Origin of the sequence: Fuerstiella marisgermanici (assembly GCF_001983935.1) — a bacterium.
GTDB lineage: Bacteria > Planctomycetota > Planctomycetia > Planctomycetales > Planctomycetaceae > Fuerstiella > Fuerstiella marisgermanici.
Map to the genome: position 1 here is coordinate 4,533,867 of NZ_CP017641.1, position 22,199 is coordinate 4,556,065.

The 22,199-nt window shown below is 56.1% G+C and carries 13 protein-coding genes; 6 read left to right on the top strand and 7 right to left on the bottom strand.

Annotation, left to right across the window (positions count from 1 at the left end):
• Window positions 1-17 precede the first annotated feature (17 nt).
• Both Fuma_RS16915 and Fuma_RS16920 read right to left on the bottom strand, forming a co-directional pair.
• A complete protein-coding gene (locus tag Fuma_RS16915) occupies window positions 18-4,064 on the bottom strand; it encodes an AAA family ATPase (protein ID WP_077025165.1) in 4,047 nt (1,348 codons plus the stop codon).
• A gap of 82 nt (window positions 4,065-4,146) precedes the next feature.
• Window positions 4,147-6,279 (bottom strand): flagellar basal body P-ring protein FlgI, encoded by a 2,133-nt coding sequence (locus Fuma_RS16920; protein ID WP_158521038.1) that lies wholly within the window; start codon window positions 6,277-6,279, stop codon window positions 4,147-4,149.
• A gap of 596 nt (window positions 6,280-6,875) precedes the next feature.
• Here Fuma_RS16920 and Fuma_RS16925 point away from each other — a divergent pair.
• Genes Fuma_RS16925 through Fuma_RS16940 form a run of 4 tightly spaced genes read left to right on the top strand, consistent with a single transcriptional unit; the run spans window position 6,876 to window position 10,724 of the window.
• Window positions 6,876-8,084 (top strand): PdxA family dehydrogenase, encoded by a 1,209-nt coding sequence (locus tag Fuma_RS16925; protein ID WP_077025167.1) that lies wholly within the window; start codon window positions 6,876-6,878, stop codon window positions 8,082-8,084.
• A gap of 11 nt (window positions 8,085-8,095) precedes the next feature.
• Complete coding sequence (gene cutA, locus Fuma_RS16930) at window positions 8,096-8,419, top strand: divalent-cation tolerance protein CutA (protein ID WP_077028359.1); 324 nt, start codon at window positions 8,096-8,098, stop codon at window positions 8,417-8,419.
• A gap of 53 nt (window positions 8,420-8,472) precedes the next feature.
• A complete protein-coding gene (locus Fuma_RS16935; RefSeq protein WP_077028360.1) occupies window positions 8,473-9,477 on the top strand; it encodes a proline racemase family protein in 1,005 nt (334 codons plus the stop codon).
• Complete coding sequence (locus Fuma_RS16940; protein WP_077025168.1) at window positions 9,474-10,724, top strand: NAD(P)/FAD-dependent oxidoreductase; 1,251 nt, start codon at window positions 9,474-9,476, stop codon at window positions 10,722-10,724. Before Fuma_RS16935 ends, Fuma_RS16940 begins: the two co-directional genes overlap by 4 nt.
• Before the next feature lie 93 nt (window positions 10,725-10,817).
• Here Fuma_RS16940 and Fuma_RS35325 read toward each other — a convergent pair whose 3' ends face one another.
• The 5 genes from Fuma_RS35325 to Fuma_RS35330 form a co-directional block, all read right to left on the bottom strand.
• Complete coding sequence (locus Fuma_RS35325) at window positions 10,818-10,976, bottom strand: hypothetical protein (RefSeq protein WP_158521039.1); 159 nt, start codon at window positions 10,974-10,976, stop codon at window positions 10,818-10,820.
• A 136-nt stretch (window positions 10,977-11,112) separates the two neighbouring features.
• On the bottom strand, window positions 11,113-12,201 hold the full coding sequence (locus Fuma_RS16945) for a DUF1559 domain-containing protein (RefSeq protein WP_077025169.1): 1,089 nt from the start codon (window positions 12,199-12,201) through the stop codon (window positions 11,113-11,115).
• Window positions 12,202-12,325: 124 nt separating this feature from the next.
• Window positions 12,326-14,512: a hypothetical protein gene (locus tag Fuma_RS16950; RefSeq protein WP_077025170.1), complete on the bottom strand. Its 2,187-nt coding sequence runs from the start codon at window positions 14,510-14,512 to the stop codon at window positions 12,326-12,328.
• Window positions 14,509-15,660, bottom strand: a complete 1,152-nt coding sequence (locus tag Fuma_RS16955) for a hypothetical protein (RefSeq protein WP_077025171.1) — start codon at window positions 15,658-15,660, stop codon at window positions 14,509-14,511. Before Fuma_RS16955 ends, Fuma_RS16950 begins: the two co-directional genes overlap by 4 nt.
• A 241-nt stretch (window positions 15,661-15,901) precedes the next feature.
• Window positions 15,902-16,069, bottom strand: coding sequence for a hypothetical protein (locus Fuma_RS35330; RefSeq protein WP_158521040.1), 168 nt, complete (start codon window positions 16,067-16,069; stop codon window positions 15,902-15,904).
• Window positions 16,070-16,340: 271 nt separating this feature from the next.
• On the opposite strand from Fuma_RS35330, the gene Fuma_RS16960 reads away from it, so the two are divergent.
• On the top strand, window positions 16,341-16,925 hold the full coding sequence (locus tag Fuma_RS16960) for a hypothetical protein (RefSeq protein WP_077025172.1): 585 nt from the start codon (window positions 16,341-16,343) through the stop codon (window positions 16,923-16,925).
• Between the two features lie 244 nt (window positions 16,926-17,169).
• Entirely contained in the window at window positions 17,170-22,047 is a 4,878-nt protein-coding gene (locus Fuma_RS16965) for a hypothetical protein (RefSeq protein WP_077025173.1), read from the top strand.
• Window positions 22,048-22,199: the final 152 nt, after the last annotated feature.

A 22,199-nucleotide genomic window follows, 5' to 3' on the forward strand; every position in this document is an offset into this window, starting at 1 on the left:
CGGCCGCGATGCAAACCCTACGCAGCTCGGCTTTGTCGGTCATCCCGTGGCACGAAGTTGCCCTTCTCATCGATCTCTTCGAATCGTACGACAAGCCGTTTTGAGATGCCACTTTCTTCCATCGTCACGCCGTAGAGAACGTCCGTGACCGCCATTGTTGGCTTTCGATGGGTGATCATGATGAACTGAGTTTCCGCGCGGAAGTCTTTCAGGACACCGACAAAGCGGCCGATGTTCGCGTCGTCCAAAGCGGCGTCGACTTCGTCAAGGATACAGAACGGACTCGGGCGGCTCTTGAAGATCGACAGCAACAGCGCCACGGCCGTCATCGTTTTTTCGCCACCACTTAATAGTGAGATACTACGCAGCTCTTTTCCGGGCGGGCGAGCCACGACGTCGATCGAACAGTCCAGCACGTCTTCCGGGTCTTCCAGAATGACGTCTGCTTCACCGCCGCCGAACAGCCGACGGAACAGTTCGCGAAAGTGTTCACGAATGCACGCGAACGATTCTTCAAACATACGCCGGCTTTCGACATTGATCTGCCGCACCATGTCTCGCAGGGTGTCTCGGGCCGCTTCGAGGTCTTTCAATTGTGAATGCAGGCGTTCGAAGCGTGTTTCCAGCTCGTTCAGGTTGTCCAGGCTGTCGGTGCCGACGTTGCCAAGCTTCTTCAACTGCCTCCGCAGCTTGCCGACTCGCGCGTCCACTGTCTCACGCAGTGCGTCGTAACGCTCGTCGTCACGCAAAATCTGTTGAGCCTGCGGATCGTCGACTGTGACTTCGTATTCGATTTCCAGATCATGTGCTTCGTCGACCGCACTTTCTTCTGCATCTGAGACGTCGTCATCCGAATCGTCGTCGTCTGATGCACGTGCTGTCTGCCCGCCGCCGGCTTCTGCGATGGCCTCTTCCGTCAGTGAAACGGCGACAGCCGAACGGCCAGCTTCAACCGCTTCTTCGACGGTGATTTGAAATTCGTCCTGAATTCGTTCGGCCGACGTTTCCAACTGATGGTCGATACTGCTGACCTTCAGTTCAATTTCATGAAACTGCTTTTCGTGCTGGCGACAGATCTGCCGTGCCTGCTGTTCTGCTGATGTCGCTTCCTGTCGGCGTGATCTCAGCAGGTTGCGAGCGTTGCTGCGGCGCATGATTTCAGACGTGAGTTGATCGTCGTAGACCAGCATTTCCGCGATCTCGGCGGCCACATTCAATCGGCCAAGATTCAGCTCGCCAAGCCGTTCGACACCGATCAACAGACGACGCGACGCTTCCTGCTGTTGCAGGCGGCGTTGTTCCAGGTCGTCTTCCAAGCGTTGGATCGCGTCGCGGATTCCCAGCAGGCGTTCCTCGGATCGCGTGAGTTCCAAATTCGCTTCGGTGCGACTTTTTTCCAGAAGGTCTATCTGCTGGCGGTCCTGCAGCAGGCTCCGTTCAGCTTCGTCAATTTCCTGTTGCAGGTCTTTGACCAGTTGGTCAGCTTGCTGCTGTTGCGTCTCTTTGGCCGTCAATTGTTCCGTCAACTCATCGATGTTGGCAGTCATCGATTCCAACTGGCCGCTTAGAATCTCATCATTCTTGCGGCTGCTGGCGAACGTCTGTTGAACTTCGGCCAACTGCTGTTGTTCGTTTCGCAGAATGACCAGTTGCTGTTCAACGGCCTCACGGCTGGCCTGCAATTCTGTGTCTGCCATTTCGATTGACGCGACAAGCGTCCGCAATCGCAGGTCGCGTTCCGAAATCAGGTGCTCAATTCTGTTCAGTTCATTCTTCAGCCGACGCAGTTCGCTTTTACGAGACACGACGGCGGATTCACTGCGGACGGTGCCTGTAAACAGAGTGCGGTCTTTTTCGACCAGTTCGCCCTGCAGCGTGACAAAGCGATAATCGGGACCGAATTCCTGCTGCAGTCGCAGGCCGTCATCCAATGATCGCACCACCCATGTGTCTGCCAGTAATTGAGCCGCCAGCGACGGAATGTGTTTGGGTGATCGAGCCAAACTGTCGGCTCGCCCAAGCACACCAGGCTTCCCGACAAGACTCACGATTTCCGTGCTGCGATCCGCAAAGACAGAGCGCACGATTGGGATCTCGCCATTTTCGTCGACCCATGCGACTTTCAGTTGCGGTACAAATTCGTCGCCGACGGAGGATTCAAGGTCGCCACCCAGCCAGTCGTCGTCGAACATGCCCAGCCCGAGATCCCCGTGCCACGACTTATCCGCGCCGCGTTTCTGGTCGATGCTGTCTTCTGCATCGATCGGTTCGGACGATTGAGGGGTTCGAGGCCCGACGGCATCCGCATGTTCCAGAGAAACGAAGCCGACCCGCCCGGTGATCTGACAGCGCCCCGAATTGATATAGTTCACCAGCGGAGCGAAGCGGTCAATGACCAGCAACTGAGCTCGGCCAGACAACGCCACTTCCAGCAATGCTGCGTTGTCCATGTCGACGTCCAGCAGGTCGGCGACGCTCCCGCGAATCAAACTCCACGGTTCGCTGCTGCCTTCTTCCGCACGGCGCAGAATTTCGCGAGCTCCGATGCCGAAGCCTTCCTGCCGGTCTTCCAGATCTTCCAGTACCGTTTTCCGAGCCATCGCGGCGCTGCGTTGTTCACGCAAGTCAGCCAGCGATTCTCGTGACTGCGTTTGTTCGTTCAACAGCTGATCGCGATCACCAATGACCTTGTCGGCTGCTTCCTCGGCTAGTGTGACCTGTTGTCGCGCAGCTTCGACCTGCTGCTGGAATCCCGTCACCTGTTGTTCTAACGCCGCCAGTTCCTGAGCCAGCGTTTCTTTGGCATGCGTGAGTTCGTGGCGACGCTGTTTTAATGATTGCTGTTGGTGCCGGAGTCCGCCGATGTCCGTTGCCAGCTCTGTGCTGACTTTGCTTTCGGACACCAGTTCGTGTCGAGTTTCCTGAATGGCCAGCTGAGCCGCATCGACGGCCGCGTGCAGTTCCTGCAACCGCTGGACGTTAGTTTCCTGCTCGGATTTACGCTCTGCAAATCGTTTTTCTTCCAGCGTCAGAACGTTCTTCAGGTGCCCTTCTTCTTTTTCCGCTTCCGAAACGCGGCCATCCATCAATGCCTGCTGCCGTTGCAGACGAACGGCTTCGGAATTCAGTTCTGATTCGCGCGCCACATGATGCCGCAGCGTGGTTTCCAGGCTGGAAATACGGCTACGCAATTCGGCTCGACTGCGTTCGGCTTCTCGCAGTTCGTCGTCAACGGCAGACAAAGCTTTGTCAGCTTCGGCCAGTTGCAGTTCCGCTTGCTGCTGCCGTTCGCGTGTTTCCGTGAGTGTGGCGGCGGCCGCCTCTTTTTGAGCGTTCAGGCGTTCGCGGACCATCGATTGACGGCGAAAATCGTCGGCCACCATGCCGACCCACAGCTTCTCCAGCTCAGTCGACACTTCGCGAAACTGCATCGCTCGCTTGGCCTGGCTGCGAATGCTTTTTACCTGCGAATCCACTTCGTCCACGATGTCGGTCAGCCGCAACAAGTTTTGTTCTACTCGTTCCAACCGCCGTTCGGCTTCGACCTTGCGTTGCTTAAAACGACTGATGCCCGCCGCTTCTTCGAAGATCAGCCGACGGTTGGCCGCATTCGATTGCAGAATCTGGTCGACTCGGCCCTGTTCGATAATACAGTAAGACGCCGCACCGGCGCCCGTGCCCATCAGAAGTTCGCGAACATCTTTCAGTCGGCCCGGATTACGATTGATGAGGTACTCGGAATCGCCCGTTTTCCACAACCGTCGGCCAATGGAAACTTCGTCGCTGTCGACGGGCAGATAGCGCGTGGTATTGTCGAAGGTCAGTGTCGCTTCAGCAAACTGAGCTCCACCGCGGCTGGTGGAACCATTAAAGATGACATCCGTCATCTCCTTGCCACGCAGGCTTTTGGCGCTCTGGTCGCCCAGCAGCCACTTAATTGAGTCTACGACGTTGCTCTTGCCGCTACCGTTCGGCCCCACGACACCAGTGATGCCATCGTGGAATTCGAAAACGGTTTTGTCGGCAAAACTCTTGAAGCCAAAGAGTTCGAGCGACTTAAGCATAGGGAGCTAAATCGAAGAAGGGAGGAATGGAGAAAGGAGGCGATGGTTTCGAAGCCATCACACACATCGATGTGCCCCTGGCCTAACCCTCACTCTTCTTATTAAATGGTGAGGTAAATAGACGCCGCATTTTTGATCCGATGGGTTCTTTGAAATCGGTTTCTTCAAATTCGAAGTTATCTTCTAAATCATTCAAGACTTCCATAGGCACGGCCTCTTCCGACAGGTTCATTTTTTCGATCGCGTCATCGGCATCTTCAGAAAGGAAGCCTTCGACATTTTCGAGCAGTTCGTCCGCCTGTGTCGTTTTCTCAGGCTCATCGAGTTCCTCACTGTTCGCGTCAAACAGGCGAGACATGGCGGAATCGGATTCTTCGCTGGATCGCTGTTCAGCATCTTCTAGCCGATCGAACAAACCGGGGGTATGCGATGGTGTTCCGAGGCGAGCTTCCTTTTCAGACGACTCCAACGAGTTGTTTGATTGCCGCTGGAACGTGCGACCGGCCTGAGGCAGGCGGTCAACGCCAAAGTCGCCGGTGAGCACTTTCTGGTCGTCGGCTTCCAGCAACATCTGCACGACGTCCGGATAGGTGGCTCCCAGTGCTGCGACAGCGTGCAAAATGTCGACCAGGTTCGTAGACGCCGTGTGCCGTTCTGGTTCTGCATTCAGTCGATACTTCGTGACAGTCACCGTTTTGTCTCCGGCGCGGCCCATCACTCGAATCCGATTTCCGGCGTTCAGGACGGCCGGCATTCGCAGTGTCTGTTGAGATCCAAAGACGACAACTTCAGGCGATCGGTAGCGAACCACGTGCACAGCTGGTTTCGATGTCGATTCGACCGCATGCAGGACAAACTGACGCGGGAAGTTCTGAGTTCCAAGGGCCGGATCGTGGGGATTTTTCTCTTTCAGAGCTCGCACAGCTCCGTAACGTGTTTCCAGATTTTCGGACGACATCAGCTCCCGCAGCGCGATCACTGCGTCGGCGTCGTCGATCACGGACAACGCGGCCAGAGCGTAAACTCGGAACGCTGATTCTCCTTCGGCCGCTTCCTGCAGTACTGAAACACCGCTGCTGTCTTCCATGTACGCTAGGGCCTGAGCCGCATGGAACCGGACTTCCAGATTGTCGCTGGTGAGTGCGGCCTGCAGGAACGGAATGCTGTCGGTACCAACGGCTTCCAGAGCCAATGCCGCACGCTTGGCGCTTTGCGGCTCCAGAATTTCGCGAGACAGTTGTTCGATTCGCAGTCGGCGAGACACATCGGATTCTTTGTATGCGATGCTGCGAATCATGTGCTGATAGCGAGGAAAGTTGTTTCGATAGATGGGATGAACTTTCAGTTCAATCATCATGTCCGTCTTGGCTTCAGCCATTGGAATTCGCTGGCCAATGCGGTTGTAGTGATGCAGTCGGCGAGAGATCACGCTCGCAATTTGATGCGACGTTTTTGAGCCACGGAATTCGTTTCGCAGAATGATTTCCAGGTCACGTTCTGTTGATGAGACGGCACCGCCCGGAATGGAGCCTCGACGCAACATTCCACTATTGGCTTTCCCGCCGTCGCCGAGTGCTGTCAGGATGGCTCCCTGAGCGATCCCGTATTTGTGGCCTTTCAGGTTGCGTCCGCTGACGGTGGCTTCTTCAGTCAGCCGAGTTTCCAGCAGCGTGCCGCCCTTCAGACTGGTCGCTTCGCTGTTCGGCGGCAAAGCGACTCGAACATCAAATCGCTGGCCTTCGCGAACCATCGCTGGCAAGTAGGCAATCACAGTCACAAGTGCCGTATTGCGGGACGCGAGGACTTGCTGGGGATTAGGCACCTTGATGCGAGCCATCTCGTCCAGCAATTCTTTACGATAGTGAGACGGAGGCGGATCGCCGCCGGTACCATCCAGCCCGGTAACCAATCCCACACCTCGCAGCACCACAACATTGTTGCCGGTGACGCTGATGTAGTCACTTAACAGTGGCGTCTCGATTTTCGTCGAGGTATCAAAATCGTTGTCGTCTTCTTTTTCTACGGACGACTTCTTGTCTTTGCCAACCAAACTGGCAAACTTCGATCCAATCGCGTTCGATCCCGCCATGTTCAACAGACTACTCGCGCAGCCCGATATCCCCGACATGACGACCACCAGACACAGCGTCGGCAGCAGAATTCGTCGAGGATCTACGTTTCGTACTGTTGAGTCGAACGACAATTTTCGTTTCATGGCGAATGCCATTGCACTCCGCAGTCAAAGCGTGTTCCGGCGACACGACAGAGCGCCGGTAACAGAATGACAGCCTGAGTTCCCGAGGTTTTGAGAGAGGAGGGGGGAACGTCAGTCGATCGCGAATTTGGCATGTGACGTAAACATGCGGCCATTCTGTTGCCACCGCAGAAAGTGAGAGGTCTGCGGCCCGATTGGCAACTGGTCGACTGGTTGTTCCGGTTGTGGATTGGAGAATCCAGGAGGACAGTAAACCGCTTCGGCGACCGGCTGCAATACGGGACGGGCAAACCAGACTACGGATCAACGACTTCGTTTCGTGGGTTCTCGCATCTCCGGCAGATAACGCAGCCACTGCGACAGAATCGGCATGGTCCGGCGTTTGCCGTTGCTTGAGGCATGCACGAGGGCAAAGCATTTGCAGCCAGTATTTGCGTGGCATGCGGACGAGCACCCCCGCGACCAACCCATTGTCGGTCTCGCAATTGTGGAGCCTCAGCGTCCGGCAGAATTTGCCGGTGGAATCCGATACGATTCAGCAGCTGCCCCAACTTTGGCCTTCAATACGCAATCGTTTTAGTATCACTGCATCACTTATGCCACGTCCCATAATTGCCCTGACTGCTGGTGACGTTGCCGGGATCGGGCCTGAGATTCTGCTTCACGCAGTCAACAGCCCGACCGTCCGATCGGCCTGTCTTCCCCTCGTGATCTGTCATCCGGAGATCCTGCTGCGAGCGGCAACTGTTTTCACGCCGAACCGAATCCCTAAGATCGATCTGCTTGACGCGGTGCCGGCCAGTGCCGAAGAGCTACGGCAGCGATTCGAAGGTTTCGAATCGTCGGAAACGCCGCGTTTTGTATGCCTGAATCCGGCGGGAGACGCAGCAGCAACCGTTCAAGCCCGCGTCATCTCAGCGGCCGCCGGTGATGCCGCTTTTCAATATTTGAGTGCAGCCATCACTCTGGCGCAGTCTGGCGTCGTCGATGCGATCGCGACCGCCCCTCTAAACAAAGCGGCTTTGCACGCGGCAGGGCATCATTTCCCTGGTCACACAGAAATTCTGGCCGAACAGTGCGGCGTCGCCGAATTCGGCATGATGCTGTACCTTCCCGAATCAAAGCTGGCCCCGCTACGGCAGATAATGGCAACGCCACCCCACGCTCACGCCGACACTTCATCTCTCTTGCCAAACCGTCCAGAACCAGTGTCTACGACGACCATCAAAAACAACGCCGGCGATTCCGCCAACCAAACGTCACCCGCTCACCACGCCAATCGCCCGACGGGGCTACCCGTCATTCATGTGACGTTGCATACATCGGTGAAGAGCATTCCGAGGCTGCTGACGACCGAGGGGATTGTGGAAAAAATTCGCTTGATGGACGAATTTCTGGGGCGAATGGGCTGTGAACGCAAAGCGATCGGAGTCTGCGCGCTGAACCCTCACGGCGGCGAAGATGGGCTGTTCGGCGATGAAGAAGCGAGGATCATTGAACCGGCCGTCCGGCAGTTTCGGTATCGGAATATAAGAGTGGCCGGTCCGCTGCCAGTCGACACGCTCATGCGGCGAGCCTTCCTTGGCGAATTTGACGGCGTGGTTGCGATGTACCATGACCAGGGGCACATCCCGGTCAAACTGATCGGCTTCGATTCGGCTGTGAACATTACTCTGGGCCTGCCAATCGTCCGCACAAGTCCAACTCACGGGACGGCATTCGACCGAGCATGGAACCCCGCAACACCGGCAGACGCGTCGGGCATGGTCGAAGCCATTTTGACAGCAGCGATGCTTAGCGAATGAGGATGAACGCGATGACGAATCTGATTCAGGTTCATACGACGGCGAGCTCAGAAGAAGAAGCGGGGCGGATTGCCGATGCGCTGCTGGCACAAGAGCTTGCTGCGTGCGTGCAGATTTCCGGGCCAATCAAAAGCCGCTATCGATGGCAGGGCCAACTGGAACAAGCGACGGAATGGATGTGCGTGGCGAAGACGCGTGCGGATCTGTTTGATGCTGTGGAATCCGCGATTCGGGACGTGCATTCGTACGATCAGCCGGAAATTTTGGCGACCGCAATTGTTGCGGGGGCTCAGGGGTACCTAGACTGGGTCAACGAGGTGACAGCCGGTGGCTAATTCGCCGGCGTTGCGTGATCGTTTTTCCTGCTTGGCGCAGCGAGGAAGCAATATTGGCGTCTCAATCATCCCGTGAAATCCGTGTCATTGATTCACACACCGGCGGCGAACCGACTCGAATTGTTGTCGACGGTGGCCCGCCACTGGGAAACGGATCACTGGCGGATCGTCGCAACCGGTTTCGGAACGAATTCGACGATGTACGAACCGGGATCATTCTGGAACCCCGTGGTTCTGATGTTCTGGTTGGCGGCTTACTGTGTACGCCCACGGATGCCAGCTGCGTGGCGGGAGTTATTTTCTTCAACAACGCTGGCTACCTCAGCATGTGCGGCCACGGGATGATCGGTCTGGTGGTTACGCTGGCTCACATGGGCAGGATCACCGCGGGGCAGCATCGTATCGAAACTCCTGTCGGCGTTGTGACCGTGAACCTGCTGGACGAGCATCGTGTGATGGTGCAAAACGTGCCGTCATGGCGGTTTCGAAAACAGGTGCCCGTTCAGGTTGAAGGGCATGGTACCGTGACGGGCGATATCGCATGGGGCGGCAACTGGTTCTTCCTGGTCGCCGATCACGGCAAGAATCTGAGCAGCGATGCCTGCGGAGCACTCACGGAATTCGCGCTTCGAATTCGCGCAGCTTTGGAGCGTGACGGCATCACCGGTCCCGACGGCGAAGTGATCGACCATATTGAACTGTTTGGGCCACCTTCCAACGCCCGCACTGCCGACAGCCGCAACTTTGTGCTTTGCCCGGGCGGTGCCTATGATCGTTCTCCCTGTGGCACCGGCACCAGCGCGAAGCTGGCCTGCCTGGCGGCGGACGGAAAACTGGCAGCGGGAGCAACATGGAAGCAGGAAAGTATCATCGGCAGCGTGTTCGACGGGCGCTTTGAAGTGGTTAACAGTGCGAACGATTTTCCAGATGCCGATGGGCCGGTCGTGAGTCCCACAATCACCGGGTCGGCCTGGATCACTGGCGAAACGACATTAATTTTGAATCCGTCCGACCCATTTCGAATGGGAATCCGCATGGACACGAGCGGCAGCAAATGACTTCCTCAGAAAAGCATACACTCATCATCGGCGGCGGAGTCATCGGTGCTTTTTGCGGATGGTATCTGCACAAGGCTGGCCGAAAGGTCACTATCATCGACCGCAATGAATTTGGCGCGGGGTGCTCGCATGGAAACTGCGGATACGTGTCGCCAAGCCACGTGCTGCCGTTACCACAGCCCGGACAGATCAGCGTTGGCCTGAAGGCAATGTTCAGCCGCAATGGGGCCTTGAAGATTCGTCCGCGAGTTTCGCCTTCGCTGTGGGCGTGGCTGCTGAAGTTCGCCACGCGGTGCAATCGTCGCGACATGCTAACCGCCGGACGAGGCAGAAACGCCTTGCTGGCATCTTCGCGAACACTCTACCAGGAACTCATCGAAACGGAGGGGCTGGAAGTCGAATGGCAGACAAACGGATTGCTGTTCGTATTTCGTGATCAGAAGGAATTCGATCACTATGAGGCAACCGAAAAACTATTGCGGGCAGAGTTCAATGTTCCGGCCGAACGGATCGATGGAGCTTCACTGGCCGACATGGAACCTGCACTGAAGCCGGGCCTCGCCGGAGCATGGCATTATCGCAACGACGCTCATCTGCGTCCCGATCGACTGATGTCGGAGATCAAACGTCGCCTGGTCGAATCGGGCGTCACTATTGTGCCGCAGCAGGAATTTCAGTCTTTCGTGAAAACGAACGGCAAAGTTTCAGCCGTCCGCACAAACAATGGCGAATTCGAAGCGGACGAATTTGTCGTCGCGACCGGCCCGCTCACACCAATGCTGAATCAGGAACTTGGCTGTCGCATTCCCATTCAGCCGGGCAAAGGCTATTCCATCACGATGGCTCGTCCGACAATCTGCCCGACATATCCCATGCTGCTGGAAGAAGCTCACGTGGGCATCACACCATTCGACAGTGGCTACCGGATCGGCAGCACAATGGAATTCGCAGGCTACGATACTCAGCTTCGTCCCGAACGACTGCAATACCTGCGCGACGGAGCGGCTATGTACCTGAAGGAGCCAACGGCCGAACCGGTGGAAGAAGAATGGTACGGATGGCGGCCGATGACCTGGGACGGCCTCGCGTACATAGACCGCACGCCGAAGCACGAAAACATTTGGGTGGCGGCCGGCCATAACATGCTGGGCCTGAGCATGGGCACCGCGACAGGAAAGCTGATTTCCGAAATGATCACCGGCCAACCAACACATATCCCCCCATCACCATACCGCATCGGCCGCTGAGCCTCTGCCTGTGGGCCGCCATTTGCAGCGCACAAAAAAAGGGGCGCCGAAAACGGGCTCCCCTAGAAACACTCAACTTTTTTGCCGGCTGTTTTAAGGCGCAGCTTCTTCGTCAGACTCATCCTGCATCTGTGCCGTGTCTTCAGTTTCTGCGGGATCGTTTGCATCGCCTGCGGTACCACCGGGATCACTACAACCAACGGCTGTCACCATGAGTACAGCCGCAAAGAGTGAGAAGACGTACTTTGTCATTTTGGTTTCCATTCTGAGATTCGAATTTGTGAACTAAGGGCGCACGAACCAAGTACGCAGCCTAATAAAACGAAACGCACGGTGCATTTCACAGCAACCGTGCGTTTCGAAAAGTCACGAAAAGTGGTTAACAGGATCACCACTCGCCAAGAGTCTCACCACCGGAGATAGAACCTGCGCCGATCCATGTGCGCTGGTCAATGTTTTCGCTCACGAACCGTACTGATCCGTCTGCCAGCAGTACTTGCACACCGCCTGTGTGGTAGCTGCTTGGTTCTTTGATCGACATGTCTGTGACAGAGTTGTCGTTGTCGCAGGAAGGGCCGGCATTTGGACCAACCAAAGTTGTCAGCCAAGGCCCCCAGAAGACACGACCGGCAGCCCAGAATCGGCCCTGCTCATCGCTGGACCCATTCCAACCGCTTCCCGAATCGTACATCGCTTTGCAACTGTCGTAGTACGCATTGATCGCATCAACGCGAGTCTGTGCTGTACTCCAGACTCGACCATTGGTGTTGTTGGCATGCTGCAGTCGAGTGCCAGTAACGACGCGATGCCAGTTTGACCGTTTCGTTTTTGATGTGTCCCAAATACCAGTGTTCAAACCGATCTGCTGTTCGGCGACTGCGATCGTGTTACTCGTACCATCGATGAAGTCGCGAACTTTGGAACCTTTGTAGAGGGTGGCGAAGCCAGGATTGTTGGTACGCATCGACCAGTTAGAGGCCGGCCCTGCCGAAAAGCCGTACGACGTCGGGCTCATGTTGGCGGTGTAGCTGGCGTTCGCACCGGGGTCACTGGGACACACAAAAGCTGGAATTCGCGTCCGTGCCATGGTGTTGTTCACTGTGCCACCATTGTTGTTGTCCCATCGATAGTTGAAATCGATCTGATTGTAGACCGGGCCTTGATCGATGTACGGCAGCAGCATGGCTAGGCCGCTCCACGATAACCAAGCCTGGTTGTAACGCCCACCGACGTTCTCCGTTGTTCCAGCAACACCATTAGGCGTGAACATCTTGTGTACGTCGTGGTAATTGTGCAGTGCCAGGCCCAACTGCTTCAGGTTGTTTTTGCACTGCGTTCTTCGTGCCGCTTCCCGGGCCTGTTGCACGGCGGGCAACAGCAAGGCTATCAGGATGGCGATAATCGCGATCACCACTAAGAGCTCAATAAGGGTAAACCCTCGGATTCGCCGCTTCGCGAACTGTCGATTGGCTAACATCAGTCGATCCTCCAGAATAGGAATGAGAAGAAAATGGCGTGTTTAGCGAGTGCCAACGTTGCCAACACCGATTCTTAGAAAAATTAGGCTGCGTTACCACCCAAATTCGCACTTTTCCTTATTATTAATTACTAATTAACAGTAGTTGACGCAAGTACAGGTCTCTCAGGCTCTTCCGCGGCGACGTATCGTTGGTGTCACGACTCTGGAGCAGGAATTCCCCCGCTTTTCCTGGCATTCTTAGCTCTAACGCCAGTCCGCCGAGGTAAAAATAGCCCTCCTCCTGAAGCTGCTGAGGCAGCTCAGAACTTGCGGTTGCGAGTTCCATGCGCTTTAGTGCGGCGGAACTTAGCGAGGAACAGCAGGCCTCGATGGCGGCATAGAATTCTCGAATCGCCTCGGTCTCCAGCGCCTGCAGGCTTTCCCGCACCTCCTGTAGTCGGCCGTCGGCCAGCAGAATTCGTATTTCCTGTTCCGCTGCTGATATGCCGTCACCCGGAACCAGCACGGAATCGCTTACTTGTTCAGTGAGGCTCCGGAGCCGTGTGTCTACGTCCCGACGCTGGCTGGTTGTGAGCCACCGATTCTCCTCAAGCGTTCTCAGACCGGAAACAGCGCGAGCCTGGTCAATCAGCGACAACCGACCAGTCTGCCGCAAAGCTCGGTGAGCCAGTTCGACATAGCACCAAACGCGAACCAACTCAGTTTGAATCGCTTTATCATCGGGCAGCGCCCGTAAGGCGGCATAAGGAAGGCGGATCGCATTGAAGACGGCAGCCACTTTCGTCGCATCCGAAGGTGTTCCGAGTTCCAGGACGCCGTCCGCCGCTACCCCTTGGCGCGAATTGGGCCATTCCAGAAAGTAGAACAATTCGCCAGCTCGCTGCGCCTGTGCACGGACCTGAGGCGAAGTTGGATTGCCGAAGATGGTTCGCCGCGCATCGATTGAAAGGACGTTCCAGTTGGGATCAACTGACAGCCGCCGAATCGCCTGCAACTGCTGCGAATCGAGCACGATGAGAGATGGCTCCCATTCGCCGAGTCGTTCCGCGAAGCCTCCCCAAGCCCCATCGGATCTACGATAACTGTGCCGCCGTCCGTCCATCAGGTCCTGGCAAACGCCGACGTATTCCAGTAGCTCAGTACGATTGACGTCCCAACGGTTGTCCATCAACAACGATGTATTCGCCGGAGCCTGCATTGAGTTCCAGTCGCCGGCGTGATCGAGATTCGTCAACAGGATAGAACCTTTGATTCGCCACGAACCAGTATCCACCATCCGTCGCTCAGCAGTGGCCGCTGCAAACTCGTCCTCCGGAACGTTGGTCGTCCAGTAAAGATGAACTACGGCAATGAACACGCTCGCTAACTGCGCCACAATCCTGTTGCGGGTTGCTGTTACCGGTGAAACGCGAACTTCGTGGCGCAGCCGACCGATATAGAATGTGGCGGTGCCTGCCAGAGCCAGCCAAAGGTAGGCCCTGCTGACGATGCCGATGATCCCCAGAAAAATGACCAGCAACGCCCTCTCAACGTCCGCCTGCTTCCACGCATAGCGAATTGCGGCGCCGGCGACCAACAGCAGGCAGAATGCTGCGGGCCAATCGCTCCCACGGCCGAAAGAATGGACGAGACTTGGCAGGATTTGGTGATCAACAGAGTAGCACGCCGCAGTCAATGGGCGGATCATGGCGTGGAAGAACGATGGTTGAATGAATGACGCCACGACAAATGGAGTTGCGACAAGAATCCCGGCAAGTGCCTTCCGGACGACGCTATTAAACACCGACGTCGAGTGGGGGCTCGCTGCTGATAGCAAGCCGAGAAACACCACGACAAGAACGATTCCAAATTCGATGGTCGTCAACATTGCAGCCAAAGAAACCACGAGTGCTGTGATCAGGGTTGCCGTCCTGCTGCGCGGCAGATCTGCCGGAGCTACCCTTGAGCATGCCAACACGACCAGAATGACGGCAATCAACTGGTCAAGCCGTGCCGATAGACTTAGCGCCAGCAGAATCCACGCCGCTAACCATGAACTGTGTCGAGCGGCGGTGCGCCTCGCGATGACGGCAATCAAGGCCGCGACAAGAGCAGCAACAATCCAGTTGGGCCAGTAAGCCCACGCCTGAGCGAATTCCAGTTTTGACAGCGGCGGACCCCAGGCTGCGCTACTTGCAATGGTTGAAGAGTGTAGTGGCTCAACAACACTTGACTGCGTGACGGTTTCCGATGTTAGGCGACTGCAGAGGAAAATAAACGACGCCAGCCACCAACCGATCGCTGGCAATTTCCAGCCGGCGTTACTCATGGCCGCTGCTCACTAAAATCGCGCACTCGTATCCAATGGTCTGTGAACGACACGGGGGATTCCTGTTTGATGGCTGGCATGTGACAGCTCACACAGTCGTCCGTCCTGCCAGCGGCGCAAAGAGTGTGGCTGGCATGCTCAGGATCGTGGCACTGAACACACTGCCACTTTCCGAGTGAATCCTGAGCACTCATCGGCTTGTGCGGATCGTGACATGTCGTACACGTCATTTCTGAGTTGATGAAGCAGGCAGATTGTGACAGCCCAACCGGCTGGAAACGTGCGATCTCAGGGTTGTCAGGATGAATGTCCCCCGGCTTTTGTTCCTCAGGCCGGCGATGGCACTCGGCACAAAGGTTGACGGCGTCCATGCGATCCGATGTCTGCCAATGTGGATCGTGAAACGCCCCTTCGGCTTCCACGTGCCGCTTACGGGGACCGTGGCATCGCTGGCATGTAACTCCCGGCGCAATATGAGCCGTTTCAATGCGGCCATTCTCGGCTGGCAATCGCGTTGCGTGACACGAAAAGCAACGCCATGCCCGAGGTGCGTCGAATTGAGTCCCCAGCGTTGCGACGGCACCATGGCCTTTCGTTTTGGGCTGACCTGGCGTGACGTCGAAGCTATCGGTTGAGCGATACCATGTCCAACGCATTTCCAACAGGTCGAGTGCGCCAAAGGAATCCGGCAAGGTCCCCACCCAGGTGCGAGCGTGCTTACCGCTGCCAAAGCACCAGTCGATTTCAGCGCGTTGGACAACGCCACCTGTTTCGCAGACGGCCATGATGTTGCCGTCTGTGACTTCCACTGAAGCTTGTTCGTTTTGCCCAACTTCGGATGCCGCCAAAGCGGCCAGAAGTTTTAGCGAATCTGCGTCAGATGCTGGCACCAACGTATTCGCATGGCCGGTTTGATCGAACTGCTCTGCCTGCTCGTGGCAGTTGACGCACGCGTTTTCGTCGGCCCAGCCGTCGGGCGAGTTCGCCACATCGACAGCTTCTGCCACGCTGAAAATTGGCGGGGCGAATTGTCGCACACCGATCGTCAGACCTAAGAGGCTTCCAGCAAAGAGAACGGCAATCAGAAAAAAAGTCGCTCGATGAAGAGGACCAAATTCTCGTTTGCCTTTCTCACGTTGCTCCTTCATTTGATCCTCAAACCAAAATCAGTTCACCACGCCGATCGACGATGCGGTTAGGTGAAAGGCTAAGACCTGCGACCGACAATGCGTATGCAGGTCGACCGTAGCATTGTATGGTCTGGAACTCCTTGATCCACCAACCTCGCCAACGACAGCTGCGCCCAGCTTTGCACGAACGTAGACTGTTGGCGTGAGTGCACAAAAAAAAAGGGATCCGGGTGACCAGATCCCTTTTTGTGTTTTTCGACTACTCAGCAGGAGCTTCTGCTTCTTCGCCCATGTCGTCAGGGCTGTCAGCAGGAGCGGCGTCACCAGCTGGTGCGGGCGCTGTATCTGTCTCAGCACCGCCGTCGCCACAACCAACAGTTGCGACCATCAGCATCAGTGAGAACAAACAAAATACGTACTTCTTCATCAAGCTAACCTTTTCTGGTGTAATTTTCCCTCACGTAATTGTGTGGGGGTGAGAGACCTGAGCATACCGTGTCGAAACGTGCTATGCATGCCCTGGCGTTCCGAACTTCGCGAGTAAGTCGTAATTCTCAGTCGTTTTCCGGCAGAAAATGTGGGCGTTCCCTGAATAACAGTCAACGCCAGCGGAAATCATTCGAGAATGACGACAGATGCGTGCCTCTGGTTCTGCGTCCGATAAGTCCGCCTTCATTAACCGTTAAAGCTTTTCTGCAATGCCCGCAACCAGTGATGTCGTCGTTTATCAGGGGATTTCGATGACCAAATGGGCGAAGACGAACCTGCTGTCCGGCATGAAATCACCAGCCGTGCGCAGGTTGTCGCCCGGCACCAAGCTGTATCGAGTGGCTGACAAGAAGAGAATGGACAACGAGGCAGGCCGAGTCGATCCTGAAGCTGCCAACTGGTGGTCAGGACAAAAAGCGTTCAACAAGATGATGAAGTACTGCGTCGAGCAGGATTCACTGGGCCGCGGATTAGGCTATGCCGCTCGGGAAGCCAGCGCCGTGTTGTTTCAGTGGAGCGATTGCGACATGCTGGTGGAAGCCTATGTGAAAAAGAATGTCAAGATCTTCTACGGTAGAGGCAATGCTCAGTCAGAAAATTTCCGTGGCACGAACGTGACGTTTGGCGGGTGGGACGACATCGAGCAGTGGTTTATACCGGGTATGTCGCAGCGAGACGCGTTGGGTGGTGACCGCCAGCACACTCATTTAAGCGCCAAGGGAGCATCCGTCATTCAGGTGTATCGGACCTCCTCAATCCGCAGTGTGTTGGCGAGTGCGAGGTCGTTTCGCTAACGGCATGGACTGACCAGACGTTCAGTGATGAAGACTTTGCCCGTGAACTGACAGCAGCCCGTCACGCATCCAATCCGACTACGGTTGTTCGCTCAGGCTCACAACAAGCATCGAGTGGCGTGGAATGGTTGCGTGACCTGTGTTCGCCTCCCTTTTCATAAGCCGCTTTTGTTACATTGCCACGCACGTTATTCTTTACAACTTCGGTGTAAGGAAGCGAGATCTATAAAGCGGGAGAACAGCGGTGTCGTCAGCTCGGGGGCGTTCCTGGCGTCCGGAACGAAAGGTCAATGCAAAGGAGTCGCGTAACCGCACAATTATTGTGCTGGTCGGGCTACTTGTCGCGCTGGTCGGCTTTCTGGCAATCACCCCGTTCTTGCGAGAACCGGCCGTTCGATTTGTCAGCCTGATGCCGGACGAATATCAGCCGGATCGCACCGGGCTGCCTGTTCTGCCACCGTCGCCTTCAACGGTAAGCTCAGCGGCGCTGCACAAAGTCTTCCAGAAGTTGCATGAACTCAGCGAAGACCGAGTTTTGAATCCAGAGCGCGTTGAATCGCCGGAAGAACTCAACAGTGCCGTCGGCTCTGACAAGCGGCTGATTCTGTATTCCGCATGGGACACCGTCGTCGCGTACGACAAAGATTCCTCAAAGGCGGTCTTGAAGTTTCGCCCCAGTGGAAAACAGGACGTGTCGCAGGATGTCCCCGTCGCCGAATTCATAGCCTCACTTGATGAACTGCGGGCTGAACAAATCACACTGCTGCTCGACCCACCGTCACGCACCAGCGGGCTGGCCAACGGCGGGCTAAGTGATGATGCGATGCCATTGCTGGCAGCGGCAATCGATGAAGCGAATCTATCGAAGCTGGTGGTCATTTGTGCTCACGACGCGGGCCAGCGCAGTTGGGAATACGTGGCCGATTCGAATTCCGCAGCCGATGCCTCTTCAGAAGGTGAGTCCGCAGTCGCCAGCGATCCACTTCCAGCCGTCGCAAAATTTTCCGGCACCGCGTTCGGCCACTTTGTTCGGCAGGCTGTGATGGACGGCCATACGGGGACACCGAATGCGCTGTTCAGCAACGTGCGAGACAATGTCTCGAAATGGGTAGAGAGTCAATACGGCGAAAACCAAACTGTGGTGATGCTGCCGAAACAAGCAAAGGCAGATCGAGGCCTGTTGGACGCTGGTCGACGTCTTAGCGAAAGTGACCTACAGGAAAAGAGCTCACTGGCAGAAGCCGCAGCAAAGGCAGTGGCGGCGGCGGAAGGTAGCGAAGATGCCGACGCGAAGAAGTCTGAGGTCGCAGCCGCCGAACAGAGCAAGCAGGATTCTGATGAAGCTCATTTGCAACAGCAGATCGAATTGCGAAATCAGCTTGCCGCATCCGGCGACGCAGCGGCCGCCATGCCGGATCATTGGGTGAGACTAAACGCATCGTTGCTGGCGGCGGAATTCGCTTTACTAAATGGCGATCAAGCCGTGTTTGAAAGCATGTACGAAGACGTAAAAAGTCTTTCGACGCAGATCTCAGACCAGCTCATTCAAGCCACGACGACCAACGACGGAAGCCGGTTCTCTCCCTGGCTGACCTTCGCACCCTCCGAACCTGCTGCCTCTGATCAGGTGACGCCCGAACTGTTGCGCAAATTTCCGCGAACGGTAAGAGACGTCGGGGCGGCCGAGGATCCGGGTTCGCTGGACGACGACCTGACGCGAGAAGGCGTTCCGCGAGATGCCTTCGTGGAATGGTTTGTTGCAGACCTGAACAGCCTGGCGAAAATTGCAGCGGCACAGCAATCAGAGAAGCTGGCCGTGGCAGCTCGCTTTTTGCAGCGATTGCCGGGTGAAGACTGGCCGAAGAACGAATGGCCGCAGGAATTCTTCACCGTCGACGAAGTGCTGGGAGCTGCCGGCCCCGACGATTACCCGGACCTGCTGAAACCTTTGCTGGACCTGATTGAAGCGCGGCGGAGTATTCTTTCAGTCGCCACAGGCAAACTGCCCGACGGTCGCCTGATTCGTTCAGACGTATGGGATCAGGCCGAGGTCCAAAACGGCATTCGCGAAACACTGACGCGGCTGACCGCTGCCGAACGCTGGCTGGCCATAGGACCGCGTGGCCTGGACATGGCCCAACAGAAACTCAGCGAGGCACTGGCCAGCACTGAGCAATTGAAGCGAGCTTTGGCGGAACGGCAGAGCCTGGTGTCACTCAAGGATCAACAGACGACGGACCTGCCGTTGCTGATTCAGTTTATTGCTCAACAGCAGGAAGAAGTACCGTTTGAGCGTGTGATGTTTGAATCTGCAGCGGAATTGGCCGATGCGGCCATGAACGGCACCGCTGGCGTGGACGCGTTTCCCGTTGGACTTTTTAAGCAGCCGGGGTTGAGTCAGGCGGATATCAACGCGATGTTTGCCCTCACGCGAGACTACTCGCAATCCGACCCACCGCGTGCGATGGATCGCGACCATCTGACTCGGCTGAATGAATATATTGAGGAACGAGTTAGCGACGCATCAACTTCATCAGAACGCATGCGACTAATGTCGCTACCAGGGCTTGGTGACCAGCGGTTTGCGTTGGTCGACCAACTTACATCGTCGGGCCGTCCGACCGAAATCGGTGACGACAGACGAACCGGGTTGTGGCTGTCGTTTTGGTCGATTCGCTTGCTGGACGCAGCGACGAAACAGAAGCAAACCGACTTGTGGAAGCAATGGCAGGGCCTGATCAACTTGCGAAGCAAAGGTCATTCGGCCGAAGTGGTTTCCGCGCGAGCTCGGCTGGCGTCTTCACTACGCACCGCCTGGAATGACCTTCGACCAGAGAAGCTTGACCGCGGCGAAAAGTCGCGACCGATCTTTGTATCGCTGGACCGGGCCAAAGAACTGGTGGCAGCCGATCTAGCTCAACGGCATGAAGCCAGTGATCGAAATCGCCAAAACTATGCATCGATATACTCAGACGTAACGGACGCCGCCCCGCCGACGACGTCTTACGCTCTACAAGTTCCAAACGCGCCACGGAACCTGGTGAACCTTCAGGCTGAGGTTCCGTTGACGATCCAGGGAGCGACGCGGTTGTACGTGTCACAGGCCAACGTAGACCTGCAAAACAAACACGACAAGTTGACCGAGACCTGGAGAATGCTGGATAACGTTGAGGCCAATACGAAGCTGACGTTCAGATCGAGCGGCGGAGTTACGGACAAGACACAGATACTGTTGGCGATTGCCAATCAGGATGACATCGTCGTGGCAACAAAGCCGTTCGTGCTGGAACCTGACCCGAACACGGAGTGGCAGGTCCAGTTCTTCGCCAAGTCTGATCCGACAAGGCTTCTAAGGTTACTCAACAATCAGTTGGAGTTGCCCCCGACAACTCGCGACGAAAAGGGCAAAGACAAACCGGTCGCATTGCTGGTCCGACTGAAGCAGGAATCCGGGCGAGCAACCAGTGTGGCGGTGCAGTGCCGCGACTCTGCTGGCAAGGCGTTCTGGCCCGGGGCACCACAGGTGCTGAAGGTGGAAAATAAGCTAAGCGCGTTCCTTCCATTGAAGCCCATTGCTGCCGCCGATACGCCGCCGTCCGCCGCAGCAGCCGTTCCTGAATCCTTCAATCTGCTGGACGGCATTACCTTCGAAATCACGGCCAACGGAGCGTCGGCGGAGCCCATTAAAATCTACCCAAAGCTGACGTCGCCGAGCGTTTATGTGCAGGTATCGCGGCCAAAACACGATGGCAACAGTCCGCTGACATTTACCGTGACCCCCCGAGAGGCAAACGACACACTGCGGCCCGAAAAGATCGGCGTGCAGGTGCATTTCAATGCGGAACTGGAACGTCTGCGCGAGGGCGGAGGTTCGACCGGTCTGCCCAGCCTGCCGGAAAGCGGCCAGACATTCACGTACACGTTTAACGACAAAATTCAGGGATTGTATGAATCCGAACGGCTCGAATTTGGTTTAAGTGTCGCCGGGGTGCCGCATGCTTTCCGCTATCGACTACGAAGTTCGGGTGTCGACCATCTCGACAGTGAACTAACACCTGCCGTGCGAACAGAACTGGAACTGGCAGATTCGAAAGTCGTCAAGCCAGTGCCAGGACAGGACGTCTTGATGGTGGGCGAAAACTGGCTGCAGGCGGAACTGAACGTGCTGCTGCACATTCATGGTGGCGAACGCGACTTTTCCGGTGGTGAACCGAATTGGGTGTTACAACTGCAGGCGGTGGACGCCGCCAACATCGGTGCTCAGCCATTTTCCATAATGAATCCCCAAAAACTCCGTCGCAAATACGACGAAACAATCCAGGCAGTCGCTTCTGAAGACGCAGCGTGGAACGTGAGTACTCACACCGCACTGTGGGGCATCCGCGGTTACAACATTTCTGCGAACCGAGGTAACAACGGAGATGGCCGCTACAACGTGATTGGCCGACTAAGCCACGCCAGCGGAGGCCAGTCGAATGAAGATTCGGCTGAGTTTGTGTTCGATGCAACAGCTCCGAAAATTGGTGCACAGGGGATTGAGTTAGTCGAATATGATTCCCGGCAGGGCTGGCCCGCCGACAAGCCACTGATCGTGCGTATTCCATTTGAAGACGCGGAATCTGGTGTGGCAGACATCAGCGCAGGGCTTATCGAAGGCGAAATGCGTCCATTAAAGGTCAGCGAATTATACAGAGCCACCGCTCAATTGAAGATTCAGCCGGACGATCCGGGTGTACCGCAATTCGGGCCAAACGACAGACGGCAACAAGCGACACTGTATATTCAGGCCGCAAACCGAGCGGGCATTAAAACTGAGGTGACGAAGAAGACAATTCTGTTCAGCCCACCCGCTGCCTCTATGGCAGCTCCGTCCGCCGAACCGGGTGCGATCGAATACAAATCAGAATCCGAAGAAACTTTGACTCTGATTCTTGAAGGCTCGAAGCTGAAGTCAAATCGCAGCAAGTCCGGAAAAGGCAAGGTAGTCTTTGAGGACGTTCCACCGGGCACGTACAAGCTTTACGGCGTACCAGGCGGCATGCTAAGTGTTACAGTCAAGCCGGGTGAGACGACGAAGCTTCCGGAGGAAGAACCGGTAAAACCGGAAGCTCCAAAGAAATAGACAAAGGCGGACACATATAACTCCCTCGACGGCTTCTCGCCTCGAACAGGCGTTCAAGATTGTACAGTGATATCTCGCTCGCCATTAACAACGCCACAAAGTCACGAACGAAGCCGCCAAAGGTACTTTGCACCTCACACAGACAAGACGAA

What these genes read in the sequence shown, in the direction of transcription:
- Fuma_RS16915 (WP_077025165.1), bottom strand. Translation starts at nt 4,064, where the DNA reads ATGCTTAAGTCGCTCGAACTCTTTGGCTTCAAGAGTTTTGCCGACAAA.
- Fuma_RS16920 (WP_158521038.1), bottom strand. Translation starts at nt 6,279, where the DNA reads ATGAAACGAAAATTGTCGTTCGACTCAACAGTACGAAACGTAGATCCT.
- Fuma_RS16925 (WP_077025167.1), top strand. Translation starts at nt 6,876, where the DNA reads ATGCCACGTCCCATAATTGCCCTGACTGCTGGTGACGTTGCCGGGATC.
- cutA (WP_077028359.1), top strand. Translation starts at nt 8,096, where the DNA reads ATGACGAATCTGATTCAGGTTCATACGACGGCGAGCTCAGAAGAAGAA.
- Fuma_RS16940 (WP_077025168.1), top strand. Translation starts at nt 9,474, where the DNA reads ATGACTTCCTCAGAAAAGCATACACTCATCATCGGCGGCGGAGTCATC.
- Fuma_RS35325 (WP_158521039.1), bottom strand. Translation starts at nt 10,976, where the DNA reads ATGACAAAGTACGTCTTCTCACTCTTTGCGGCTGTACTCATGGTGACA.
- Fuma_RS16945 (WP_077025169.1), bottom strand. Translation starts at nt 12,201, where the DNA reads ATGTTAGCCAATCGACAGTTCGCGAAGCGGCGAATCCGAGGGTTTACC.
- Fuma_RS16950 (WP_077025170.1), bottom strand. Translation starts at nt 14,512, where the DNA reads ATGAGTAACGCCGGCTGGAAATTGCCAGCGATCGGTTGGTGGCTGGCG.
- Fuma_RS16955 (WP_077025171.1), bottom strand. Translation starts at nt 15,660, where the DNA reads ATGAAGGAGCAACGTGAGAAAGGCAAACGAGAATTTGGTCCTCTTCAT.
- Fuma_RS35330 (WP_158521040.1), bottom strand. Translation starts at nt 16,069, where the DNA reads ATGAAGAAGTACGTATTTTGTTTGTTCTCACTGATGCTGATGGTCGCA.
- Fuma_RS16960 (WP_077025172.1), top strand. Translation starts at nt 16,341, where the DNA reads ATGCCCGCAACCAGTGATGTCGTCGTTTATCAGGGGATTTCGATGACC.